Origin of the sequence: Rahnella sp. BIGb0236 (genome assembly GCF_004364755.1) — a bacterium.
GTDB lineage: Bacteria > Pseudomonadota > Gammaproteobacteria > Enterobacterales > Enterobacteriaceae > Rahnella > Rahnella victoriana.
Map to the genome: position 1 here is coordinate 135,999 of NZ_SOAO01000010.1, position 23,408 is coordinate 159,406.

Annotated in this window: 22 protein-coding genes; 6 read left to right on the top strand and 16 right to left on the bottom strand. The window is 55.3% G+C overall.

Annotated features, from left to right (window positions below):
- Window positions 1-3: 3 nt before the first annotated feature.
- Genes EDF78_RS18830 through yihU form a run of 5 tightly spaced genes read right to left on the bottom strand, consistent with a single transcriptional unit; the run spans window position 4 to window position 6,554 of the window.
- Window positions 4-1,389, bottom strand: coding sequence for an MFS transporter (locus tag EDF78_RS18830; RefSeq protein ID WP_133823653.1), 1,386 nt, complete (start codon window positions 1,387-1,389; stop codon window positions 4-6).
- A gap of 56 nt (window positions 1,390-1,445) precedes the next feature.
- Window positions 1,446-3,482, bottom strand: a complete 2,037-nt coding sequence (locus EDF78_RS18835; protein WP_133823654.1) for an alpha-glucosidase — start codon at window positions 3,480-3,482, stop codon at window positions 1,446-1,448.
- Window positions 3,483-3,499: 17 nt separating this feature from the next.
- Complete coding sequence (gene yihS / locus EDF78_RS18840; RefSeq protein ID WP_133823655.1) at window positions 3,500-4,741, bottom strand: sulfoquinovose isomerase; 1,242 nt, start codon at window positions 4,739-4,741, stop codon at window positions 3,500-3,502.
- Window positions 4,742-4,756: 15 nt separating this feature from the next.
- Window positions 4,757-5,635 carry a sulfofructosephosphate aldolase gene (gene yihT, locus EDF78_RS18845; RefSeq protein WP_133823656.1) on the bottom strand — a complete coding sequence of 293 codons (879 nt, stop codon included), beginning with the start codon at window positions 5,633-5,635 and terminating at the stop codon, window positions 4,757-4,759.
- A 22-nt stretch (window positions 5,636-5,657) separates the two neighbouring features.
- Window positions 5,658-6,554, bottom strand: a complete 897-nt coding sequence (yihU, locus tag EDF78_RS18850) for a sulfolactaldehyde 3-reductase (protein ID WP_133823657.1) — start codon at window positions 6,552-6,554, stop codon at window positions 5,658-5,660.
- 172 nt (window positions 6,555-6,726) lie between these two features.
- Between yihU and EDF78_RS18855 the strand changes: the two genes are divergently transcribed.
- Both EDF78_RS18855 and EDF78_RS18860 read left to right on the top strand, forming a co-directional pair.
- A complete protein-coding gene (locus tag EDF78_RS18855) occupies window positions 6,727-7,623 on the top strand; it encodes a sugar kinase (protein WP_119823715.1) in 897 nt (298 codons plus the stop codon).
- Between the two features lie 36 nt (window positions 7,624-7,659).
- Entirely contained in the window at window positions 7,660-8,445 is a 786-nt protein-coding gene (locus EDF78_RS18860) for a DeoR/GlpR family DNA-binding transcription regulator (protein ID WP_095924333.1), read from the top strand.
- A 164-nt stretch (window positions 8,446-8,609) separates the two neighbouring features.
- Here EDF78_RS18860 and EDF78_RS18865 read toward each other — a convergent pair whose 3' ends face one another.
- Both EDF78_RS18865 and EDF78_RS18870 read right to left on the bottom strand, forming a co-directional pair.
- The gene (locus EDF78_RS18865) at window positions 8,610-9,803 is read right to left on the bottom strand and encodes an amino acid aminotransferase (protein ID WP_095925259.1); all 1,194 of its coding nucleotides are present in this window, start codon (window positions 9,801-9,803) and stop codon (window positions 8,610-8,612) included.
- A 116-nt stretch (window positions 9,804-9,919) separates the two neighbouring features.
- The gene (locus tag EDF78_RS18870) at window positions 9,920-10,864 is read right to left on the bottom strand and encodes a LysR family transcriptional regulator (protein WP_133823658.1); all 945 of its coding nucleotides are present in this window, start codon (window positions 10,862-10,864) and stop codon (window positions 9,920-9,922) included.
- A 127-nt stretch (window positions 10,865-10,991) separates the two neighbouring features.
- On the opposite strand from EDF78_RS18870, the gene EDF78_RS18875 reads away from it, so the two are divergent.
- The gene (locus EDF78_RS18875; RefSeq protein ID WP_119823717.1) at window positions 10,992-11,741 is read left to right on the top strand and encodes a 3-oxoacyl-ACP reductase family protein; all 750 of its coding nucleotides are present in this window, start codon (window positions 10,992-10,994) and stop codon (window positions 11,739-11,741) included.
- A gap of 88 nt (window positions 11,742-11,829) precedes the next feature.
- Here EDF78_RS18875 and EDF78_RS18880 read toward each other — a convergent pair whose 3' ends face one another.
- Window positions 11,830-12,462: a YitT family protein gene (locus EDF78_RS18880; protein ID WP_133823659.1), complete on the bottom strand. Its 633-nt coding sequence runs from the start codon at window positions 12,460-12,462 to the stop codon at window positions 11,830-11,832.
- 245 nt (window positions 12,463-12,707) lie between these two features.
- Window positions 12,708-13,172, bottom strand: a complete 465-nt coding sequence (locus EDF78_RS18885) for an Lrp/AsnC family transcriptional regulator (protein ID WP_131694005.1) — start codon at window positions 13,170-13,172, stop codon at window positions 12,708-12,710.
- A 123-nt stretch (window positions 13,173-13,295) separates the two neighbouring features.
- Between EDF78_RS18885 and EDF78_RS18890 the strand changes: the two genes are divergently transcribed.
- On the top strand, window positions 13,296-14,075 hold the full coding sequence (locus tag EDF78_RS18890) for a transporter substrate-binding domain-containing protein (protein ID WP_095924328.1): 780 nt from the start codon (window positions 13,296-13,298) through the stop codon (window positions 14,073-14,075).
- A 3-nt stretch (window positions 14,076-14,078) separates the two neighbouring features.
- On the opposite strand, the gene alr is transcribed toward EDF78_RS18890, so the two are convergent.
- The gene (gene alr / locus EDF78_RS18895) at window positions 14,079-15,158 is read right to left on the bottom strand and encodes an alanine racemase (RefSeq protein ID WP_095924327.1); all 1,080 of its coding nucleotides are present in this window, start codon (window positions 15,156-15,158) and stop codon (window positions 14,079-14,081) included.
- 179 nt (window positions 15,159-15,337) lie between these two features.
- Complete coding sequence (gene dnaB, locus EDF78_RS18900; RefSeq protein ID WP_013577363.1) at window positions 15,338-16,744, bottom strand: replicative DNA helicase; 1,407 nt, start codon at window positions 16,742-16,744, stop codon at window positions 15,338-15,340.
- Window positions 16,745-16,926: 182 nt separating this feature from the next.
- Here dnaB and EDF78_RS18905 point away from each other — a divergent pair, with 182 nt between their 5' ends.
- The gene (locus EDF78_RS18905; protein ID WP_095924326.1) at window positions 16,927-17,910 is read left to right on the top strand and encodes a quinone oxidoreductase; all 984 of its coding nucleotides are present in this window, start codon (window positions 16,927-16,929) and stop codon (window positions 17,908-17,910) included.
- A 396-nt stretch (window positions 17,911-18,306) separates the two neighbouring features.
- Here EDF78_RS18905 and pspG read toward each other — a convergent pair whose 3' ends face one another.
- Window positions 18,307-18,543 carry an envelope stress response protein PspG gene (gene pspG, locus EDF78_RS18910; RefSeq protein ID WP_095924325.1) on the bottom strand — a complete coding sequence of 79 codons (237 nt, stop codon included), beginning with the start codon at window positions 18,541-18,543 and terminating at the stop codon, window positions 18,307-18,309.
- A 201-nt stretch (window positions 18,544-18,744) separates the two neighbouring features.
- On the bottom strand, window positions 18,745-19,752 hold the full coding sequence (gene dusA, locus EDF78_RS18915; protein ID WP_133823660.1) for a tRNA dihydrouridine(20/20a) synthase DusA: 1,008 nt from the start codon (window positions 19,750-19,752) through the stop codon (window positions 18,745-18,747).
- A gap of 264 nt (window positions 19,753-20,016) precedes the next feature.
- Between dusA and zur the strand changes: the two genes are divergently transcribed.
- Window positions 20,017-20,526 carry a zinc uptake transcriptional repressor Zur gene (gene zur, locus EDF78_RS18920; protein WP_095924323.1) on the top strand — a complete coding sequence of 170 codons (510 nt, stop codon included), beginning with the start codon at window positions 20,017-20,019 and terminating at the stop codon, window positions 20,524-20,526.
- Window positions 20,527-20,660: 134 nt separating this feature from the next.
- On the opposite strand, the gene EDF78_RS18925 is transcribed toward zur, so the two are convergent.
- From EDF78_RS18925 to lexA, 3 genes are all read right to left on the bottom strand, one after another.
- The gene (locus EDF78_RS18925) at window positions 20,661-20,870 is read right to left on the bottom strand and encodes a CsbD family protein (protein WP_013577368.1); all 210 of its coding nucleotides are present in this window, start codon (window positions 20,868-20,870) and stop codon (window positions 20,661-20,663) included.
- 199 nt (window positions 20,871-21,069) lie between these two features.
- Window positions 21,070-22,425, bottom strand: coding sequence for an MATE family efflux transporter DinF (gene dinF, locus EDF78_RS18930; RefSeq protein ID WP_133823661.1), 1,356 nt, complete (start codon window positions 22,423-22,425; stop codon window positions 21,070-21,072).
- A 303-nt stretch (window positions 22,426-22,728) separates the two neighbouring features.
- The gene (gene lexA, locus EDF78_RS18935; RefSeq protein ID WP_095924321.1) at window positions 22,729-23,337 is read right to left on the bottom strand and encodes a transcriptional repressor LexA; all 609 of its coding nucleotides are present in this window, start codon (window positions 23,335-23,337) and stop codon (window positions 22,729-22,731) included.
- Window positions 23,338-23,408: the final 71 nt, after the last annotated feature.

Genomic DNA, 23,408 nt, shown 5'->3' on the forward strand with positions numbered 1-23,408 from the left:
GCCTTATGCCGTCTGCTTGCGCTGCTCGATTTCGGCCACGATGCGTACGTACATTTTCTCATTGAGGTTATAGAAGCAGCCCATCGCCACGATGGTGATCGCTGCCAGCGCGCAGGGATAGATGAAGATCAGCTGGCGCAGCCCTTCCTGCGTGCCCGCCGACTGCACGACGTTAGGCACATAGCCGATTTGCGTCAGCATCAGGCCGGGGAAGAAACCCGCCAGCGCCTGCGAGACTTTGCGGAAGAAGGTAAAACCGGTGTAGACCGTGCCTTCCGAACGCACGCCGGTGCGCCATTCACCGTATTCCACCGTGTCGGAGACCAGCGCCCAGTTCAGGCTGTTGACGAACGCCGAGCCGAAGAACGCCAGACAGGAGAACGCCACAAAACTGACCGAGCCGCTGCCGTAGAAGTAGTTGAGGATGTCGCCGACAATCCACAGCGCCAGACCGCCGATATAGACTTTTTTCTTGCCGAACCGCCGCACGGCAGCGGGCATCAGGAACACGCCGATGAAAATGCATCCCATGCTGAAAAAGCCCATGTAGGAGAGCAGGATCGGATCGTTGAGCACGTACTGCGTGTAATACACCTGAATCGCCAGTTTGACGTTGAACGCCCCCAGCGTGCAGAGATTGGCGATGCACAGAATGAACAGCGGACGGTTACCGGCAATCGCCCGGAATAACTGCAACAACCCCGGTTTTTGCGTGTGACTGGCGGGCTGCGCGTCGACATAACGCTCTTTCACCCCGGCATAACACAACCACATAAACAGCAAGCCCACCAGCGAGAACAGCGTCGCGGCAAAAATATAACTGCGCTGCGCACTGCCTTCCAGCAGGTTCATTACCGGCACAAACCCGACGGTACACAACAGCAGCCCCAGCGTGGCTCCGCCCTGACGCCATGCCGCCAGTGAGGCGCGTTCGTCCGGATTTTTAGTGATGGCAGGCACCATCGCGCCATAGGAACAATTCATCATGCTGAAAAATAATCCATACAGCATGAAGAGCAGCGTTGCCACCACGGTTTTACCGGTGATCTCCAGCGGCGTGCCGACGAAATTGGCGACAGCCAGCAACGTCACCGGAAACGCGGCGTATAACACGAACGGGCGAAACTTCCCTTTCGGCCCGATTTTACGGCGAGAATCCAGCATGATGCCGGTGCCCATATCGGTAAACGCGGTAAAGAATTTGGCGATCAAAAAGATAATGCCGCCGTAAGTCCCCGGCAGGCCGAGCACGTCGGTGTAAAATTTCAGCAGATACAGCGTGCCGATATCGAGCAGGATATTGGAGCCTAAATCCCCCATGCCGTAGGCCAGTTTTTCCCTGAAAGGCAGGCGCAGGGTCGCGGGGTTTTCCGGTGTTGGCTGACTCATTATTATTCTCCTTCATCTGCCGGGGCTGATGATTCAACCCCGGCCGCTGAGCCTTATCAGAGGTGACGTAATTCGCCGAACAACGCTGCCCACTCGCTGTCTGCACGATAAAAGACCGGCGGTTTACCCAACGGCGCGGCCACGGTGACATCGCCGCCGTGCCGGGTTTCTCCGGTCCAGGCGTTGATCCACGTATCCTGCGGCAGATACAGCGACCACTCGCTGCGCCCTTCTTCATGCACCGGTGCCACCAGCAGATCACGACCAAACAGGTACTGGTATTTCAGCGTGTAAGTGCGGGCATCGTCTTCGTAATGCAGGAATAACGGGCGCATCACCGGCAAACCGCTCTGGCTGTTTTGCCTGACGGCCTGACGGATATACGGCTTGAGATGGGTAAACACGCCGGTCATGCGGGCGAAATGCGCGATGGTTTCCGCGTCGCCGTCAAACTGCCAGTTATCGCCCGGACGGTTGCCTTCGTGGGTGCGCATCATCGGCGTGAAGGCGCTGAAATCGCACCAGCGCAGCAGCAATTCTTTGCTGCGTTTCATGTCGAACAGCGTGGTGTAACCGCCAATGTCGCTGTGATGCAGGCCGTGGCCGCTCATCGCCAGCGACAACGCCGCCGGGATCACCGAGGCCAGCCCGTCATCCAGGCTCCAGTCAACGTTCTGATCGCCCGCCCACATCATGGTCGAATACTTCTGGCTGCCGGTGTATCCGGCGCGCATAAAGAACAGCACCTCGCCGAGTTTGCCGGTTTCCTGCAAGGCTTCGTAATTGCACTTCGCCCACAGGGCGGGCCAGGCGTTGTGCATAATTTCCGCGCTGACGCCGTTATGCAGGAAAGTATCAGTAGGCAGATATTCGCCAAAATCGGCCATCCAGCCGCCACAACCCAGCTCAATCAGGTTCTTCTTGATGACGTCTTTAAACCACTCATAGGCCGCGGGATGAGTCAGATCGACCACGCCTGCGTAAAACTCACCGAACTCGACGTGGTAATCCTCGCCACGGGCGTCTTTAGTCAGATAGCCGTGTTCGGATGCCTCTGCGCATAAGTCACGATCGCTGGCGACGTACGGATTGATGTAAGAAAGAAACTGCACGCCCTCTTCTTTCCACTGCGCGATACGCTCATCGAGTTGCGGATACAGTTCGCGGTTCCATTTCCAGTTCCACATCACGCGTTTGCCAAACGAGGTCATGCGGATACCTGACCAGTCCTGCGCCCAGAGGCCGTTGACCTTCACGCCGCCGTCACGCATGGCGTCGAGTTTTTGCTGGCAGACGTCCGTGCCCCCCTGAATGCCCAGCGTCACGCCGTCGTACACCCAGTCCGGCAATTCGGGCTGGCGGCCTAACAATGCGGTGAGTTTTTCCAGCAGGCTGATATAGCTGTCGGCGCATTCAAAACGCAGCGTGGCGTTGTCTTCCCAGAAAGCCAGTTCGTGATAATCCGGCGCACTGAAATCGAAATTCATATAGCCGCTGTTTTCAACGTGACAGTAAACCTTCTGCGTGCTGACAAAAGTGGGTTGCGGGAAGAACGTCCAGTAATAGTCGCCGCCTGCGTTCTCTTTGCAGTCGGCCTGCCAGGTGACATAGGTCTGTTTGTTGCGGCCGACGCCCTGTTCGCTGGTCCACAGCGGGAAGGGTTTGCCGCGCAAATCAAAGTAGGAAAATTGTTCGCCGCAGCCGTAAATATGATCTTCTGGCTGTGCCGCCAGCCGCAGCCAGATGCGGTTATGCGCGCAGTCGTCGTTTTGCAGGTTAAGCTGTAAACGCCCGCTGTCATCCGTGGTGATCACAAGCGAAGCGCTGAGGCTGTCGCCCCGGCTGAAATGCAAATCCCATCCCGCCGGCTGCGCGGTAATTTTTACCTCGGTCAGGGCCACCTTTTCATTCAGGCGATCTTTAATGCTGAAATTGCCACGGAACATCTCGATATCCGCCTCGCCGCCGCCAATCCATAAACAGGGCGCTTGCGCGGTATGACGTAAAATCAGGCGCTGCTGATAAATCAGCGAAAATTCATTATTACCGGCGATAAATTCAATCTGAGTATTTTTATTTTGTAGGGTACTCATGATGGTCTCCGTGATGTTTATTTTGCATTGATGTCCAGCAGACCGGCGGCCACGGCGGGTGCCAGCCCCGGCGCCAGCGGCAGGCGCGGGATCACCAGACAGTGCAGAAGATGATAAATATCCTGTTTGCCATCCCAGACTTTGGTGGTGACTTTGTTGTCGGTATCCAGCTCCTGCCACCACGAGCCATTTTCATAGTCCATCAGGTATTTGACGCAGTATTCCCACCATGTCTGATACCAGCTTTCGTATTGCGCTTCGCCGGTCAGGCAGTGCAACGCATACGCGGTGCCCATCGCCTCGACAATGGGCCAGCGCACCCGTTCGCGCACAATAGGCTGCCCTTCCCAGTCAACGGAATAAACAAAGCCGTCTGCGCCGTCTGGTGCCCAGGCATCGCGGATCGTGGCGTGGAACAGCCCTTTGGCATCTTCCAGCAGCCAGGCTGGCGGCGTTTCAAAACGGGCTTCCAGCGCGGCATGAAGATGCAGCATCAGGCGGCCCCATTCGATCCAGTGGCCGGGCGTGCCGCCGTAAGCGCGGAAACGGTGCGCCGGATTGTCTTTGTTGTAATCGCGGATCGGGTTCCACTGCGTATCGAAATGTTCATTAACGCGATACTCACCCCGGCGGGCGACGTCATGAATGATCACCGAGGCAATTCTCAGTGCGCGATCCAGCCATTTGCGCTCGTGCGTGACGTCGTAAACGATCAGGAAGGCTTCGACCGCGTGCATATTGGCGTTACCGCCGCGATAGGCTTCGGTTTCGCTGAACGCTTCATCCCACGACTCGAGACACATCTGTTCGTCTTCACTCCAGAAGTATTTTTCGATCACACCGATGGCCTGATCGAGCAATGCTCTGGCGTCGGGATGGCCGGTGGTGACCGCACTGGCCGCGCCCAGCAGGACGAAGAAATGCTGATAACCTTGTTTTGAGGCATCCACCACGCCTTCATCGTTTACGCAGGCGTACCAGCCGCCGTGCTGTTTATCCGCCAGCGCACCGTTGAGCGCGCGGATGCCGTGATCGACCAGCGAATAGGCACCGGGACGGCCCATGCCTGCGGCAACGGAATAGACGTGCAACATGCGGGCGGTGATCCACAAATGGGTGCCCATATCGGCCCGCACCTGTCCGTTATTGCCCAGCCAGCCGAAGCCGGTGGGCACGGCGGCATGTTTACCAAAATCGAAAATCCGGTCGGTTTCCTGCTCCAGCCAGCGGTGGTGGCTCATCGTGTTAAACCATTTCATTTTCCACTCCTTTCGTTAGCGGCGGCGCGCCATCATTTCGTCCACGATTTCACCCAGACGCTGCAATTTCGGCGCGGAAATGTCCCTGAGCATCAGTCCGGTATCGGGTAAACCGACCACGGATGACCAGACCGCACGGCCTGCGAGGAAACCGGACGCGCCCGCCGTCATGGCGACGCTGACCGCGCGCGGGAAGAGTTTTTCATCGACGCCGGAAGAGAGGATCACCCAAGGCATATGAATATGTTCATTGAGGTGTTGCGAGGCGCGCAGCAGTTCGGCCTGCGTGCCGCGCCCGCTGAGCGGCATTTCGACTTTATAAAGGTCAGCGCCGCTGTCGCCGAGTTCTTTTGCGGCATCGATAATCGCCTGTTCGCGGTTAAATTTGTCGCCACGACGCGGCGGCCTGACCACCGGCTCGATAATGCTCAGCAAGCCGTGCGCATGGCAGCGTTGATTGAAGGCTTTCACCATCTCCAGGCGCTGTTGCGGATCTTCATCGCTGCGCCACAGCACCAGCAATTTCAGCGCCTTGCCGCCGTTTTCCCTGACCTGCTGCGGATCGACATTGTTGTCGATCACCACGCTGTCCACCGGAATGCCGTTGCCCGGAATAAATTCGTCTGCCGCGACAATCATCGCGCAGCTTTTCGCGATGGCCTGTTGCTCAACAATCTGGCGGTAACAGAACTGCTGATCGACCAGAATCCCGGAAGCGTACGGCGATAAAATCCGCGCCGCATTGACTTTAAAATCGGTCAGCACCTGATCGGTGACCGGGGCTTTTGCGCCTGCGGCCATGAACATTAAGCGCATCGCTTCCCGCTGATCGACCGCCAGCATGGCGAAGCCGCCGGAAGGACGGGTGATATCGTTAAGGCTGTAGTGAGTCATGCAACTTTCCTTGGTTAATGCGTTACGGATGTGTTTTCTGAGGCAGACCGGCGCTGGTGCGCACCTGCTCGAGAATGGCGGTCCAGTCCTGACGCCCGCGCCCGGCGGCGCGCGCCTGGTTGTACACTTCGCGGGAAGCCGCACCGAGCGGCATCGGCACATGCAGCTGGTTGGCGACGTCCAGCGCGATACCGAGATCTTTATGGGCGAGGTCAATCATGAAGGCCGGTGACAGATCGCCTTTCAGCACTTTGTTCGGCCATGAAGTCGTGAAGTGGCCTTTTCCGGCAGGGGTTCCGCTCATCACCTGCAACGCCACATCGAAAGAGAGATCCAGCGCTTCGCACAGCACGGCGGCTTCGGCGGAGAGCGCATTCAGCGCGATGCTCATGTAGTTATTGATCAGTTTGACGCGGATGCCTTTGCCCGGCCCGCCCGCATTGATCAGCTCTGATCCCATCGCCATCAGCACCGGCGTGGCACGCTCAACCTGTTCCTGCGTACCGCCAGCCAGCAGCAATAAGGTCCCCGCGACGGCGTGATCCGAGGTTCTGCCCACCGGCACGTCCATCAGGCTGAACCCTTTTTCGTGCATCTGTGCGATCAGCGTGTCGGTCTGCAACGGGTGAATGGTCGACATGTCGATCACCAGCGCAGACGGACTCAGGGTTTCGCAAATGCCGTCGCGGCCAAAAAGCACATCGCGCACCAGATCACCGTTGGGCAGCATGGTGATGACAAATTCTGCGCCCTCCGCCGCCTCTGCCGCGCTCCTGCTGCCTGTTGCGCCCTGCCGCCCCAGTGCTGCCACCGCCTGCGGATTGACATCGAACACGCTGAGGCGGTGTCCCTGTTTAATCAGATTGGCGGCCATCGGCGCGCCCATTTGCCCCAGCCCTATAAATGCCACATTTGCCATGCGTCTCTCCTTTGCGCTGATCAGCCATGTCACTTTTTGATAATCAGCGGTGTCTTTGTTTGTCGTTTTTTGATCGTATTTGTAATTTCAGGTCAAAAAATTGACAGCCATCACTTTTTTAACAATTCGCTGAATTAAAATAACCTCATCAAAACACGCTTAAGGAATAGCCATGATTCGCATTGCCTGTGTCGGGATCGCCGTAATGGACCGGATTTATTACGTGAATGAATTACCTGCGGAAGGAGGGAAATATGTCGCTGAAAAATATCATGAAGTGGGTGGCGGCCCGGCGGCCACGGCAGCGGTGGCGGCGGCTAAACTGGGCGCGCAGGTGGACTTTATTGGCCGCGTGGGCGATGACGATACCGGCAACCGGCTGCTCGCGGAGCTGGAATCCCTGGGGGTAAACACCCGCTATGTCCGCCGCGTTGAGCAGGCCCGTTCGTCACAATCCGCCATCCTGGTGGATCAGCACGGGGAGCGGATCATCATCAATTATCCCAGCCCGGACTTGCCCGTTTCCGCGACCTGGTTGCAGGCGCTCGACTTTTCGCAATGGGATGTGGTGCTGGCGGATGTGCGCTGGCACGACGGCGCGAAACAGGCGTTTACGCTGGCGCGTCAGGCCGGTGTGCTCACCGTGCTGGATGCCGATGTGACGCCGCAGGATATCGCCGGTCTGGTGACGTTAAGCGATCACAGCGCATTCTCTGCCCCCGGCTTGCAACGGCTGACCGGCGAAGCAGATGCCGGTTCTGCGTTAGTCAAAGCCCAAACGCTCACAAAAGGTCAGGTGTATGTCACACAAGGCGGGCAAGGTTGTCTGTGGCTGGAAAATGACAGCCTGCATCATCAGCCGGGTTTTGCCGTCAGGGTGGTGGATACCACCGGCGCGGGGGATGTTTTTCACGGTGCGCTGGCGGTCAGTCTGGCGCAGGGCGCCTCTTCCGGCGAAGCCGTGCGTTTTGCCAGCGGGGTGGCCGCACTGAAATGCACACAGCCGGGTGGCCGTGCGGGGATCCCTGACTGTGATCAGACCCGGTCTTTTTTGTCACTTTCTGTATAGAATACGACTCATACGCTCATTTTAAAGGATGTATCCATGAGTCTTACTGAACTGACCGGCAATCCGCGTCACGATCAATTGCTCGGGCTGATTGCCGAACGCGGTTATATGAACATTGAAGAACTGGCGGCGCTGCTGGATGTATCGACCCAAACCGCCCGCCGCGATATCCGCAAGCTCAGCGATCAGGGGCTGATCACCCGCCATCACGGCGGCGCGGGACGTGCCTCAAGCGTGGTCAATACTGCCTTTGAGCAGCGCGAGATATCCTGGACGGAAGAGAAAAAAGCCATTGCGGAAGCCATTGCTGATTACATTCCCGACGGTTCGACGGTATTTATCACCATCGGCACCACCGTCGAGCAGGTGGCGCACTCGCTGCTCAATCACAACCGGTTGCGGATTATCACTAACTGTCTGCGCGTCGCGCATATTTTGTATAAGAATCCGCGCTTTGAAGTGATGGTGCCCGGCGGCACGTTGCGCCCGCACAACGGCGGGATTATCGGCCCGGCGGCCACGGCGTTTGTCGCCGGATTCCGTGCCGATTATCTGGTGACCAGCGTCGGCGCGATTGAAGGTGACGGCGCCCTGCTGGAATTTGACGTCAACGAGGCCAGCGTAGTGAAAACCATGATGGCGCATTCACGCCATATTCTGCTGGCGGCCGATCACACCAAATATCATGCCTCGGCAGCGGTGGAAATCGGCAACGTCTCGCAGGCCACGGCGCTGTTCACCGACGAACTTCCGCCCGCCGGATTGCTCAAGGTGCTGAAAAACCATCAGGTCGAAGTGATTAAAGTCAGCGCATCGGAATAAAAAAAAGCCGACATTTCTGTCAGCCTTATACACATCCAATCCCCTGAATAATTTGGGTTACGGGAAGGCGGTAAGTTCAGGAAGCCCCGGGAGCAGGGACGTACCCTGTGACCGGGGTGAGTGAACGCAACCAACGCATCCGTAGCCCGAAGTATGGCGGGGATTTACTGGACGGCGGCGAAAGCTTCAGCCACCTGTTTCACATTGTGGTGATTCAGACCTGCCATACAGACGCGGCCGCTGAGGATCAGGTAAACACCGAATTCCTCACGCAGACGGACAACCTGCGCTTCGCTGAAACCGGTGTAGCTGAACATCCCGCGCTGTTGCAGCAGGTAGTCAAAATCACGGCCCGGCAAGGCGGTTTTCAGGCTGTCGACCAGCGTGTGACGCATTTCCAGAATACGGGTGCGCATCTTCTCCACTTCCGCTTTCCACTGGGCATTCAGCGCGCTGTCGCTCAGGACTTTCGCCACCACTTTCGCCCCGAAGTTCGGCGGGCTGGAGTAGTTGCGGCGCACGGTGGCTTTCAGCTGACCCAGTACACGTCCCGCCGCATCGCTGTCTTCACAGACCACAGACAGGCCGCCGACACGTTCGCCGTACAGGGAGAAGATTTTCGAGAAGGAGTTACTGACGAAGCAGTTGACGCCCGCAGCGGCCATCGCGCGGATGGCGTAAGCGTCGTCGTCGATGCCCGCGCCAAAGCCCTGATAGGCGATGTCGAGGAACGGGATCAGCTCGCGCTGTTTGGTAATTTCAATCACCTGATCCCACTGCGCTGGCGTGAGGTCAGAACCGGTCGGGTTATGGCAGCACGGGTGCAGCAGCACGATGCTTTGCGCCGGTAAGGTTTTCAGGCGTTCAGTCATCGCGGTGAAATTCACACCCAGCGTTTGCGGATCAAAGTACGGATAGGTATGGACTTTAAAGCCCGCGCCACCAAAGATCGCCACGTGGTTTTCCCAGGTCGGGTCGCTCACGTAAACGTCTGAATTCGGGAAGTAAAACTTGAGGAAATCCGCACCGACTTTCAGTGCGCCGGAACCGCCGACGGTCTGAATGGTCGCGATACGCTGTTGTTTCAATGCCGGATGATCCGCACCAAACAGCAGTTCCTGAATGCCTGCGCGGTACGCCGGCAGACCTTCCATTGGCAGATATACTGACGCGGCCTGTGGCCCGGCGTTCAGCTGTTGCTCTGCATTTTCCACCGCAGCCAGTTGCGGAATAATACCCTGCTCGTCGTAATAAAGACCGATGCTCAGGTTTACCTTATCTTGTCTCGGATCGGTCTTGAAGCTTTCCATCAGCGACAAAATCGGGTCACCGGCATAGGCATCGACATGTTGGAACACGGTATACATCTCCTTGGTTTGGTTGAGTGGCGCTGCGATCCACGTCCGGCAGCCCGGCGCATCGCAACTGTTTCACAGACTATCAAAGTTCGTTAAAAAAGATGACAACTATGTTGTCATTTTACGGCGGGTTTTTGCACAAAAAGCCGGGCATCAATACGCCGCGCAATCTGGTGCTCACGAAACTTCCCGATAATAAAATCGACAAAGACCCGTGTCTTCGCCGGAAGCAGTTTATGTGTCGGAAAATACAGAAAAATACCGCCAGCTTCCGCATACCAGTCGGGCAAAACCCGCACCAGATCGCCGCTCTCCAGCGAAGGCAGCAAATCCGGCATATTGCCCATCACAATCCCCAGCCCCATGACCGCCGCGCGGCAACAGGCTTCGGGTTCGTTGAACGTCATCCGCAACGGCAATCCCACCGGCGATTGCTGTCCGGCGGCATTGCGCAGCATGTAATTGCGTATCCGGCCGGTTTGCGGCGAACGGATACGGATGCCGTGTCCGCGCGTCAGGTCGTCCGGCTCGAGAAACGGCGGATGCTGGCGCAGATACGCCGGTGACGCCGCCAGCACCGCGTGCACCGGTGCCAGTTCGCGCGCCACAATGCCCTGCGGCAGCTCGAAACCGCCGCCAATCGCCGCATCATACCGCTCGCCGATCAGGTCAATTTTGCGGTTATCGAATTCCCAGTCGGGCTGAATATCCGGATAGAGTTCCAAAAATTCGGCCAGCAGCGGCAAAATAAAGTGCATACCAAAAAAGGTGCCCATGCTGACTTTCAGCGTGCCGGAAGGACGTTCAGTCGACGTCGAAAGCCCCTGCATCGCCATTTTTACCGTGGTCAGGCCGCCGCGCACTTCCTGCAAAAATCGCTCACCGGCCTCCGTCAGCATCAGCTTGCGTGTACTACGCTGAAACAGGCGCACGCCGAGTTGCGTTTCCAGCGTCGTGACATTCTTACCCACTGCCGCCGAGGTCAGCCCGAGTTGCCGCGCCGCCGCAGAAAAGCTGCCGGTATCGGCGCTGATCACAAAGCAATCCAGATGAACAAGCATGCGTTCTCTCCGATTTCAAACCATCAGTTTGAAATGATTATAGCGATTACCGGCTAGTTCACCGCACGGATCAGGTGAATACTCGGTTCACCAACCCGATTAACATCCTTATCCGGAGCATCTGATTATGACTACTCAACATTCACTGCAAGACAAAGCCGCTTTCGTTCAGGGCGGTTCACGCGGCATCGGCGCGGCTATCGTTCAGCGTCTGGCCAGCGAAGGTGCCAGCGTGGCTTTCACTTACGTCTCTTCCGATGACAAAGCCCAGGCGCTGGTGAAAAGCATTGAGGCCAGCGGCGGTAAAGCACTGGCAATCAAAGCCGACAGCGCCGATGAAACCAGCGTGCGTACCGCCATCGACAGCGCGGCAAACGCATTCGGTAAAATCGATATTCTGGTGAATAACGCCGGTGTGCTGGCATTCGGCGAAATCGATGCGCTGACGATGGATGATTTTGACCGCACCATCGCCGTCAACGTGCGCAGCGTGTTTGTCGCCAGCCAGCAGGCGGCGCGCCATATGCCTGACGGCGGCCGTATTATTACCATCGGCAGTGTCAACGCCGACCGTATGCCGTTCCAGGGCGGCGCGGTGTATGCCATGAGCAAATCCGCCATCGTCGGCCTGACCAAAGGTCTGGCTCGGGATTTAGGTCCGCGCGGCATTACCGTGAATAACGTGCAACCCGGCCCGGTTGATACCGATATGAACCCGGCAGACGGCGAAATGGCTGACGGTATGCGTTCTTACATGGCGCTCAACCGCTACGGCAAAGACAGCGAGATCGCCAGCTTCGTGGCTTATCTTTCCGGCCCGGAAGCGGGTTACATCACCGGCGCGAACCTGACCATTGACGGCGGTTTCGGCGCGTAATTGCGGTCACGGCAGGTATAAAACGGTAGATAAAAAAAGGGCGCACACGTTGCCGGTCAACGCGTTGCGCCATTTTTTATCCTTATCGTCAGACGCTGTAGCGCCCCGGACGGTGATTCATCGCGATAATCAGATTCACAATCACCGCACCCAGCACCGAGGCAATCAGCATTTCGTAACTCACGACGAACAGCGATGCCAGCACGATGCAGCAGTCCACGCCCATTTGCAGTTTACCGGCGCGGATACCGTATTTGTCCTGCAGAAACAGCGCCAGAATGTTCACGCCGCCGAGGCTGGCTTTATGGCGGAACAGCACAATGAAGCCGATGCCCATCATCACATTGGCAAACAGCGTGGCGTAGAACGGCTGAAGATGATCGAAATGGACAAACATCGGATGCAGGTCCGAGAAGACCGACACCAGAGCGACGGCGGCAAAGGTTTTCAGGGTGAACTGCAACCCCATACGGCGGAAAGAGAGATAATAGAAAGGTAAGTTAATGATAAAAAAGGCGGTACCGAATGACACCTGCGTCACGTAATGCGCCAGAAATGCCATTCCTGCGGTGCCGCCGGTCAGCGCGCCGACCTGCCGTAACATCACCACGCCAAAAGAGACCATCAGCGTACCGATAATGATCGCCAGCGCATCTTCAATCAGCGTATGCCCGATACGCGGCTGCTCAACCGGTTGTTTGATGTCTTCTACACTTGCCATAATTCCCCAGTTCCCGAAATATTCATGCGTAATTACCCTTTCCGGATAATTAATGAGATGGGGAATTAAGGCAATATTCGCGCACGGAATTTGCATTAAAAATCGAAAATAAGATTTTGCGACGCGTTAATTATTCTTTACATGCACAGAATACGCATACTCATGCAAAATAATGCACCATCACGGTGAGCTTGCACCAAAATAAATCCCCGTTATAGTGCACGGGAAATATAAGGTTAATAATCTCAGACCAGCGTCAATAAGCCGTTTTCTTTTAACCGGTTAAGGACGACGGATGTTTTCACATGGGCAACACTTTTATGCACTGACAGGATTTGGCTAATCAACGCACTTAAACCCGCTAAATCTTTGACTGCCACTTTAAGTAAATAATCGGCATCGCCGGTGGTTTTATAGGCATCAATAATGGCATCCACTTCGCCCAGCATACTGTGAAAGGCATCGACCTGCGCAGGTAAGTGGTTGATAAGGCGGACTTCGATTAAACCGATCATTCCCAACCCTAACGCTTCCGGTGCCAGACGGGCATGGTAGCCGAGGATCATCTGCGCCTGCTCCAGACCAATCCGGCGGCGTGAGCATTGTGAGGCCGACAGCCCCACCAGTTCGCTTAATTCCTGATTGGTCAGTCTTCCGTTGGCTTGTAATAGGGTCAGAATTTTCAGGTCGTAATCATCAACGCTGTACATAGCAGTTTTCCTGTCGTTTTAATTTTTATGAGTCGGAATTGTATTGCAAAGACTATACCGGTTAATTACTTATCGGCTGTTTTTTCTTATACTTGCGCACATTGATACCGCAAGGAAAAAATAATGAAAAAAGTCCTCTGTTCTCTTGCCTTACTGTCTGCTTTACCCGGTTTCGCAAAAGCGGATCCCACGTCTTCCCATCTTGAGCGCGTATTACAGAAAGGCTCGCTGAATGTCTGCACCACCGGCGACTATAAGCCGTATACGTTTTTGAAAGAAAACGGCCAGTACGAAGGCATTGATATCGCCATGGCCGAATCGCTGGCGGCGAGTCTGGATGTGAAAGTGAACTGGGTGCCGGTCACCTGGAAAACACTGCCGGACGAAATGAGTGCCGGACATTGTGATATCGCGATGGGTGGCATTTCGGTCACGCTGAAACGCCAGCAGAAAGCCTGGTTTGCCAATGTGCTGGATCAGGACGGGAAAATCCCGCTGGTACGCTGCGAAAACGTGCGTCAGTACCAGACGGTTGAACAGCTGAACCGCCCTTCCGTGCGTCTGATTGAACCGGCGGGCGGCACCAACGAAGCCTTCGTGCACAGCCATCTGCCGAAAGGCACGCTGACGCTGAGCGATAACGTGACCATTTTCCAGAAGCTGGTGGATAAGAAAGCGGACGTGATGATCACTGATGCGTCGGAAGCGCTGTATCAGCAGAAACACTATCCGAAACTCTGCGCGGTGAATCCGAAAAAGCCGCTGCAATATGGCGAGAAGGCATACATGCTGCCGCGTGATGACGTGAGCTGGAAGATGTATGTCGACCAGTGGCTGCACCTGAGTAAAGCCACCGGTGATTATCAGAAAATTGTCAGCCAGTGGCTGGGCGTGAAGAAGTAAGGTTTAGTCGCCAGTATAAATGCGGGCAACGCGCTCGCTGAGTTGTGTGATCAGCTCATAAGCACTGATACCGGTTGCCTGCGCGATGCGCTCAACCGGTAATTTTTCGCCCCAGAAAATCACTTCATCACCGACCTTATCGGTAGCGTCCGGCCCTAAATCCACCGTGATCATGTCCATCGACACGCGTCCGGCCACCGGCACTTCGCGGCCATTCACCAGAACCGGGGTGCCGTTCGGCGCACTGCGCGGATAACCGTCGCCATACCCCATCGCCACCACACCCAGACGGGTATCGCGGTCACTGACCCAGGTACTGCCGTAACCCACCGGATCGCCGGCGAAATGCTCACGCACGGCAATCAGGCTGGAGGTCAGGGTCATTGCCGGTTGCAGCCCGAAATCGCGGGCGGTACCGGTTTCCATCGGCGAGACACCGTACAAAATAATCCCCGGACGAACCAGATTCATATGTGATTCCGGCCACAGCAAAATCCCGCCGGAAGCGGCGATAGATTTTTGCCCCGGCTTGCCTGCCGCAAAGGCGTTAAAGCAGTTCAGCTGTTTCGGCGTGGCGTCACTTTGCGGTTCATCGGCGCGGCAGAAATGACTCATGATATTGACCGGCTGAACCGCATTTTTACAGGCGCTCAGGCGCTGATAAAAAGCATCGGCCTGTGCCGGATGCACGCCCAAACGGTGCATACCGGTGTCGATTTTCAGCCAGACATTCAGCGGACGGGCCAGTTGCGCGTTTTCCAGCGCCTCAAGTTGTTCAATGCTGTGAACGGCGGTATCTAGCTGATGCTCGACCAGCAGCGGTAATTCGCTGGCGGAGAAAAAACCTTCGAGCAGGAGGATGGGTTTCACCACACCGGCTTTACGCAGCGACAGCGCCTCGCTGAGCCGGGAGACACCGTAATAATCGGCGTCCTGCAAACTGTGCACCGTCTCCAGCAGACCGTGCCCATAAGCGTTTGCTTTCACTACCGCAACCAGACGACTTTGTGGCGCCAGATGACGCACCCGTTGCAGATTGTGTCGCAGAGCGCGGCGATCAATGACAGCCGTAGCCGCTTTCATTTTAAGTCCTTTGCATGAAATTATTGAGGTTTTAGCAGCCTAAAGGGCCGTTATTGGCGCAGCCAGTTTGCGTTCGGCCAGCGCGGAAAAACCGGAGCGTACACAAAGTACGTGAGCCAATCTTTCCAAAAAAAGTGAGCACTGCCCGGGTTCAAAATGGCAAGTAAGCTAGCTCCGCACTAATCTTCGTCGTATTGCGGGCCGCCATAGTTATCAAACCGCGACCACTGACCGTTAAAGGTCAGGCGCACGGTACCGATGGGGCCGTTACGTTGCTTACCGAGGATGATTTGCGCGATGCCTTTTTCTTCACTGTTATCGTGATAGACCTCGTCACGATAGATGAACATGATTAAGTCGGCGTCCTGCTCGATGGAGCCGGATTCACGTAAGTCGGAGTTGACCGGGCGTTTATCCGCACGTTGCTCCAGGCTTCGGTTAAGCTGCGACAGCGCCACTACCGGCACCTGCAATTCTTTCGCCAGTGCTTTCAGCGAGCGGGAGATTTCGGCGATTTCCAGCGTACGGTTATCGGACAGCGCCGGAACGCGCATCAGCTGGAGGTAGTCGATCATGATCAGGCTCAGCCCGCCGTGCTCACGGAAGATGCGTCGGGCGCGCGAACGAACTTCGGTTGGCGTCAGGCCGGACGAGTCATCGATATACATGTTCCGCTTTTCGAGCAGAATGCCCATGGTGCTGGAGATACGCGCCCAGTCTTCATCATCAAGCTGACCGGTACGGATTTTGGTCTGGTCGACGCGGGACAGTGACGCCAGCATACGCATCATAATCTGATCGCCGGGCATCTCCAGACTGAAGATTAACACCGGTTTATCCTGCATCATCGCCGCATTTTCGGCGAGGTTCATCGCAAAGGTGGTTTTACCCATCGACGGACGCGCCGCGACAATGATCAGGTCAGATTTTTGCAGACCGGCGGTTTTCTTGTCGAGGTCGGCATAGCCGGTCGAGACGCCCGTTACGCCATCATGCGGGCGCTGGAACAGTTCTTCGATACGGGAAACGGTGCTTTCCAGAATGCGGTCGATGCTTTTCGGGCCTTCGTCTTTACTGGCGCGGCTTTCGGCAATCTGGAATACGCGGGATTCGGCTAAGTCCAGCAGGTCTTCGCTGCTGCGACCCTGCGGATCATAGCCCGCGTCGGCAATTTCATTGGCGACAGAAATCATTTCACGCACTACGGCACGTTCACGCACGATGTCTGCGTAAGCACCGATGTTTGCCGCACTTGGGGTGTTTTTCGAGAGTTCTGCCAGATAGGCGAAACCGCCGACGGAGTCCAGATCGCCTTTCTGTTCCAGAGATTCAGAAAGCGTGATCAGGTCGATCGGTTTGCTCATTTCCAGCAAACGCTGCATTTCGGTAAAAATCAGGCGATGCGGGCGGCTGAAGAAGTCATTGCTGACCACGCGCTCGGCGACGTTATCCCAGCGTTCGTTGTCCAGCATCAGCCCGCCCAGAACGGATTGTTCAGCTTCCAGCGAATGCGGCGGAAGTTTCAACCCTTCCATCTGGCGATCGCGGTTTTCGTTCTGTTGATTGGTCGGTTTTTTTGCTGCCATCTGTGGATTAATTCCTGCTCTAAGCGCCTGTTTTATGAGCGTCGGGTTTCCAAAAATCGGAGCCTGACTCGCGCGACAGTATAAACCATTTCAAAAGGGTATTAACCCTTAGTGCCGAAAATCTGGATTGTCCCGGACATTTAGCCTAGGGTTGAAATCAGGCTCCATCACGAGGAAAAAACATGGCGAAGCGCATCCAGTTTTCTGAAACAGGCACCCCTGACGTTCTGCAATATGTTGATTATCAGCCACAAGATCCGCAGGCTGGCGAGGTTCAGGTTGAGAACAAAGCCATCGGCATCAACTATATCGATACTTACGTGCGCAGCGGTTTGTACCCACCGGCGAGTTTCCCGGCGGGTTTAGGCACCGAAGCGGCAGGCGTGGTCAGCAAAGTCGGCAGCGGCGTGACCGGCATCAAACCGGGCGACCGCGTGGTGTATGCGCAATCCGCGCTCGGCGCTTACAGTGAATTTCATAACGTGCCGCAGGAAAAAATTGCCCTGCTGCCGGATGCCATCAGCTTTGAACAGGCCGCCGCCTCCTTCCTGAAAGGGCTGACGGTTTATTATTTGCTGCGTAAAACCCATGAAGTGCAGGCCGGTGAAACCATTCTTTTCCATGCCGCCGCCGGTGGCGTGGGTCTGATTGCCTGTCAGTGGGCGAAAGCCCTGGGTGTAAAACTGATTGGCACCGTCGGGTCTGACGAAAAGGCAGAGCGCGCCAAACAGGCGGGCGCCTGGGAGACCATCAACTATCAGAAAGAAGATATCGCGACCCGCGTGGCGGAACTGACCGGTGGCGAGAAAGTTGGGGTAGTGTACGACTCGGTGGGTAAAGATACCTTCGAGAAATCGCTTAACAGCCTGAAACGCCGTGGTTTGCTGGTCAGTTTCGGTAATGCTTCCGGCCCGGTGAAAGGCGTGGATCTGGCGATCCTCAATCAGAAAGGCTCCCTGTTTGTCACCCGCCCTTCCCTCAATGGCTACGTGACCAACCGTGAAGAACTCGAGGAAGCCAGCAGCGAGCTGTTTTCACTGATTGCCAGCGGTGCGATAAAAGTCGATGTCAGCGACGCGCAGAAATTCCCGCTCGCAGAGGCAAAACGCGCACATGAAACGCTGGAAAGCCGCGTGACACAGGGTTCAAGTTTACTCATCCCATAAAAGTGTCCCTGAGCTAATGCAAAAAAGGCTTTCACAGTTGTGAAAGCCTTTCTTACTGTCTGACTCAGACGACCTCTGATTTCAGACGGGTACTGCTGTAGGGTACTGCCGGGTAAATCCACAGGGCGATGTCACTTAAGCGACTATTGTGTGCCTCAGCGGACTTGATGAATTCGGTTTACAGCCTGCTGGCTGCCAATGAATTCCATCCTAACAGTCACCCATGTTAAAAAATATGATTTATGCGTTTCTACCGCACATTCTGACCCAGCTTGTGATCGCTAGCACATAAGCAAAAGTTATCGCTGCAACGGTTACATTTTTTTGTGCTTAAAAGACAGCCAGCAATCATCATATTTTCAGTGGGTTACGCGAACCAATTATTGATCGTCGTGATTACGGTAAACGACGGCGACGATATTTTGGTTCATCTGGTCGGATAAATGCCCGGTAAATCCAGACGGCCACCACCGCCAAAACCAGCCACGGCAACATTTTAATAACAATTGCCAAAAAGCCACCCAACATCATCAGCGCAAAGGCCACGACCAGCGCCGCAATCATGCCCAGCAAAGAGATGCCGGTGAGCATCAGCATAAAGAAAAAACCAAGCACGAAGAGAATTTCCAGCATCGGGTGCTCCTTAATAAGCCATGTGTAATAAGACATGATGTCAAAACACATCTTGGCTATTACAAGAAACGTGCCAGTATGAAAGGAGAATTAATCCGCTGAATCATAAGAGAAAAATAATACGCAGGCGCGAACGGCCTGCGCAGAGATAGTGAATCTGACTAACTGATAGTGATTTTGCTCACTGGCTTTTTATCGCGGTCAGGCCTGCGCCGCCATTTCCTTCTGCTGAGCGACCATCTGCAATGCCTGTTCAACCACATCAATACCTGCACCGGCTTTATGTGCATTCTCACTGAGATGGCGACGGAACTGACGTGCGCCCGGCACGCCCTGGAACAGTCCCAGAATGTGGCGGGTAATGTGGCCGAGGTAGGTTCCTTTGCTCAGCTCTGCTTCAATATACGGGTACAGCGCACGGATAATGTCCGGCCCGGTTTTCAGCGGCGTGTCGGCACCGAACAGCTCGCGATCTACATTCAGCAACATGCCCGGATTCTGGTAAGCCTCGCGCCCCACCATCACGCCATCCATATATTGCAGATGGGTTTTGGCTTCTTCGAGCGTCTTAATGCCGCCGTTAATTGCCATCGTCAGATGCGGGAAATCACGTTTAAGCTGATACACGCGCGGGTAATCCAGCGGCGGGATTTCACGGTTCTCTTTCGGGCTGAGGCCGGAAAGCCAGGCTTTACGCGCATGGATAATGAAGGTATCGCAGCCGCCGTTTTCAGACACCTGACGGATGAAATCACAGAGGAATTCGTAACTGTCCTGATCGTCGATACCAATGCGGGTTTTGACCGTGACCGGAATGGAAACCACATCGCGCATCGCTTTAATGCAGTCGGCAACCAGCGATGCCTGCCCCATCAGACAGGCACCAAACATGCCGTTTTGTACGCGATCCGACGGACAACCGACATTCAGGTTAATTTCGTCATAGCCACGTTCTTCCGCCAGCTTCGCACAATGCGCCAGATCGGCAGGATTGCTGCCGCCAAGCTGCAAGGACACCGGATGTTCTTCATCGCCAAAGCCCAGATAATCCCCTTTGCCGTGAATGATGGCACCGGTGGTCACCATTTCGGTATACAGCAGGGTCTGACCGGTCATCAGCCGGTGAAAATGGCGGCAGTGACGATCAGTCCAGTCGAGCATGGGCGCAACGGAAAAACGCTGAGCGGAAAAAGGGGTGGTCCGGGGCATTGCGTGTTGAGTTTCTGACATCGGCCTGACATTCGCTGAAGGGGTTCGTGGCGCTCCTTCCGGCGTGACCGCCAGAGGGAATGTAATCGCTGATTATATCACAGAACAAAGATTCAGCATCTTGTGCCGTTAAGCGAACGAATGACGACGCCGTATCACATCTGAATGGCGCATAATTCGGCGTTTTGCCGCAAGCATGATAAAATCAACACAGGTCGCATGATGTGGCCTGCCTCCCCCCATCTGCGCTCAGAGAACGTTGCTATGACCCTGAATAATCCGGAAAAATTACTTTCACAAGCTGAAGAACTTTGCCAGCAGCGCAATGTTCGCCTGACCCCGCAGCGGCTGGAAGTACTGCGTCTGATGACGCAACAACCCGGTGCGATCAGCGCCTATGATTTGCTGGACTTGCTGCGTGTCAGCGAGCCGCAGGCAAAACCGCCGACCGTTTACCGTGCGCTGGATTTTCTGCTGGAACAAGGGTTTATCCACCGCGTTGAGTCAGCGAACAGCTATGTGCTGTGCCACCATTTTGAAGAGCCGAGCCACACCTCTGCGCTGTTTATCTGCGACCGCTGCGGGCTGGTCACCGAAAAAACCACGGATGGCATTGAAGAGCGCCTGGCAAAACTGGCGTCAGAGTCCGGATTTGAACTTCGTCATTCGGTGGTGGAAGCGCATGGATTGTGTGCGGAATGTAAAGTCGTGGAAACCTGCGACAGCCATGATCACTGCGATCACGACCACAGTATTGTGGTGAAAAAACGCTGAGGGATGAAGGGGTAACGACGAATAACTTGCGGGGGTAAAGGTTGGGTACTTCCTTGTACCCGTATCCTGAATTGTTCCGGGTAGGAGCAGCTAAAGCCAGGATACGTCACTGATACGCGAGGGGGAGTCGCGTGTTACCAGTGATATTTATTTTTGGTTTCCCATTCATTGAGCTCTTTCTCGGCCTGGTCTTTCTGATAGCCGTAACGCTCCTGAATTTTACCGACCAACTGATCACGTTTACCTTCAACCACTGTCAGGTCGTCATCCGTCAGCTTGCCCCATTGTTCTTTCACTTTCCCTTTGAACTGTTTCCAGTTACCGTCGGCTTGGTCCTTATTCATAAAATATCTCCTGTTACCTTGGGTTTCGTGAACTGCATTTCTCGCTTGCAGTTCGTCCTTAACACTTTAAAGGTTAGTAGAGAATCCCGATTAATCCTCCCGAAACAGGGATAAAAAGCGTTATTAGGATTAATCCAAAGCAGAAAATAACGACACGTCGGGGTTTATGCCTTTGAAAAATGCGGAAAAATCACCCCGTTCAGGACGTAAACCAGGTGTCATGCCGCCAGTAACGACGCCATATCCAGCCCAGCGACAGCCCCCGCAGCCCCAGAAACACCATCAGTGCCAGCCACAGGGCATGGTTACCCAGCAGCGGTAAGGTGAACAGTGTCAGACCGTATCCCAGCGCCGCCACCAGCATGCTGTTACGCATATCCCGCCCGCGCGTTGCGCCTATGAACATACCATCCAGCAAATAGCACCAGACGGCCACCAGAGGCAGGATGATCTGCCAGCCGAGATAATGGTCAGCCAGCTCACGCAGCTCAGGTAAGGACGTCAGCGCGTTAATGATCGCGTCACCCGCCAGGGCATAAACCAGCGCGAAAAACAGGGCGACCAGCCCGGCCTGACGACACGCGGCGTGCCAGACATCCAGCAGTTTTTCGCGGTTACGGGCACCGAACGCCTCACCGGAATGCGCTTCAATGGCGTAGGCAAAACCATCCAGCGCAAAAGCGGTAAACGTCAGCAGATTCATCAGCACCGCGTTCACCGCCACGACGTGACTGCCCAGCCGCGCGCCCAGAATAGTCAGTGAGGCAAAGCAAAGCTGGAGCAGCAATGACCGCAGCATGATGTCGCGGTTAAGCCCCAGCAGACGACGCAGGTTACCGCGCCATGCAGAGGTGATTTCTTCACCGGTAATACCGCGTTGTTTCATCACCCGCCAGACAAAATACAATCCGATCAGCAGGGTGAAATACTCCGAACTGGCGGTCGCCATGGCGGCACCACGCACGTTCCAGCCCAGCCCGATCACCAGCCACAGATCCAGAATGATATTAAGCAGATTCCCGGCAATCAGCAGGATCACGGGCCCGCGCACATACTGAATCCCCAGCAGCCAGCCGAGGATCACCAGATTGGCCAGCGATGCCGGCGCACTGAACCAGCGGATTTCAATAAACAACCTCGCCTGTTCCAGTACCGGCTGGCTACCGCCGACAATGTGAAATGCCAGTTCCATCAGCGGATGGCGGAATAACACAATGATGGCACCGGCCAGCACGGCCAGAAGAAAAGGCTGTACGAAGGCGCGCGCCAGCAGCTGATTGTCTTTCGCGCCGAGCGCCTGCGCGGTCATGCCGGTGGTGCTCATGCGCAGAAACAACAGCAGCATAAAGAGGAAAGTGGTGATCATAGAACCGACAGCCACACCGCCGAGATAATCCGGGCTGTCGAGATGGCCGATCACTGCGGTATCCACCAGCCCGAGCAACGGCACCGTGATATTGGAAAAAATCATCGGCAACGCCAGCATCCACAGTGCTTTATCGGCAGGACTTAGAAAGGTGTTTTGGAATTTTTGTCGCAGGGAATGATGTTGCATAGAGAATCTCATGCCGGAGGTTCAGGTTATGCCTGTAAATGACATCGCCCCGAAAGGGGCGACGATGAGAGAAAATGCTTTCTCTTTGAATTCAAATGAATGCCGGAGGCGGCCGCCATCCCTATTCAACTATATTCGATACTATCGAGACCAGACGCTAAATCGAAGCATCTGGCTCACGAATTTGAGCGAGTAATTCGAGTTATATCAAGGCGGCAACTGAGCGAACACCGGGAGCATACACCAGTATGTGACCGGGGGTCGCGAAGGCAGCCAACGAAGAGATAGCTCGAAGTACGAAGATCAAATCCAGTTGCCATTGCGGATGACGCCTACGGCTAACCCTTCTATGCTGAAATTCTGCTCGCGCAAATCCACCACAATCGGCTGGAACTCGCTATTTTCAGGCAATAACTGCACCACGCTGCCCTGTTTTTTCAGGCGTTTCACGGTGACTTCGTCATCAATGCGGGCCACAACGACCTGACCGTTACGCACATCCTGCGTTTTATGCACGGCCAGTAAATCACCGTCGAGGATACCGATATCACGCATCGACATACCGCTGACGCGCAGCAGGAAATCGGCGCTCGGCTTAAACATCGCCGGATCGACCTGATAATGGCCTTCAATATGTTGCTGAGCCAGAAGCGGTTCACCGGCAGCCACACGGCCGATCAGCGGTAAACCTTCTTCTTCTTCCATCAGCAGGCGGATGCCACGTGACGCACCGGAGACAATCTCGATAACGCCCTTACGTGCCAGCGCTTTCAGATGCTCTTCCGCCGCATTGGGAGAACGAAACCCCAGACGTGACGCAATCTCTGCGCGGGTGGGTGGCATACCGGTGGTGGAGATATGATCGCGAATAAGGTCATAGACCTCTTGTTGTCTGGTCGTTAAAGCTTTCATTCCGCCCCCTGGTTGTTTATACAGTCTTGCTGTGAGTATATACAGCTAAACGGCCAATGAAAACCTAAGAT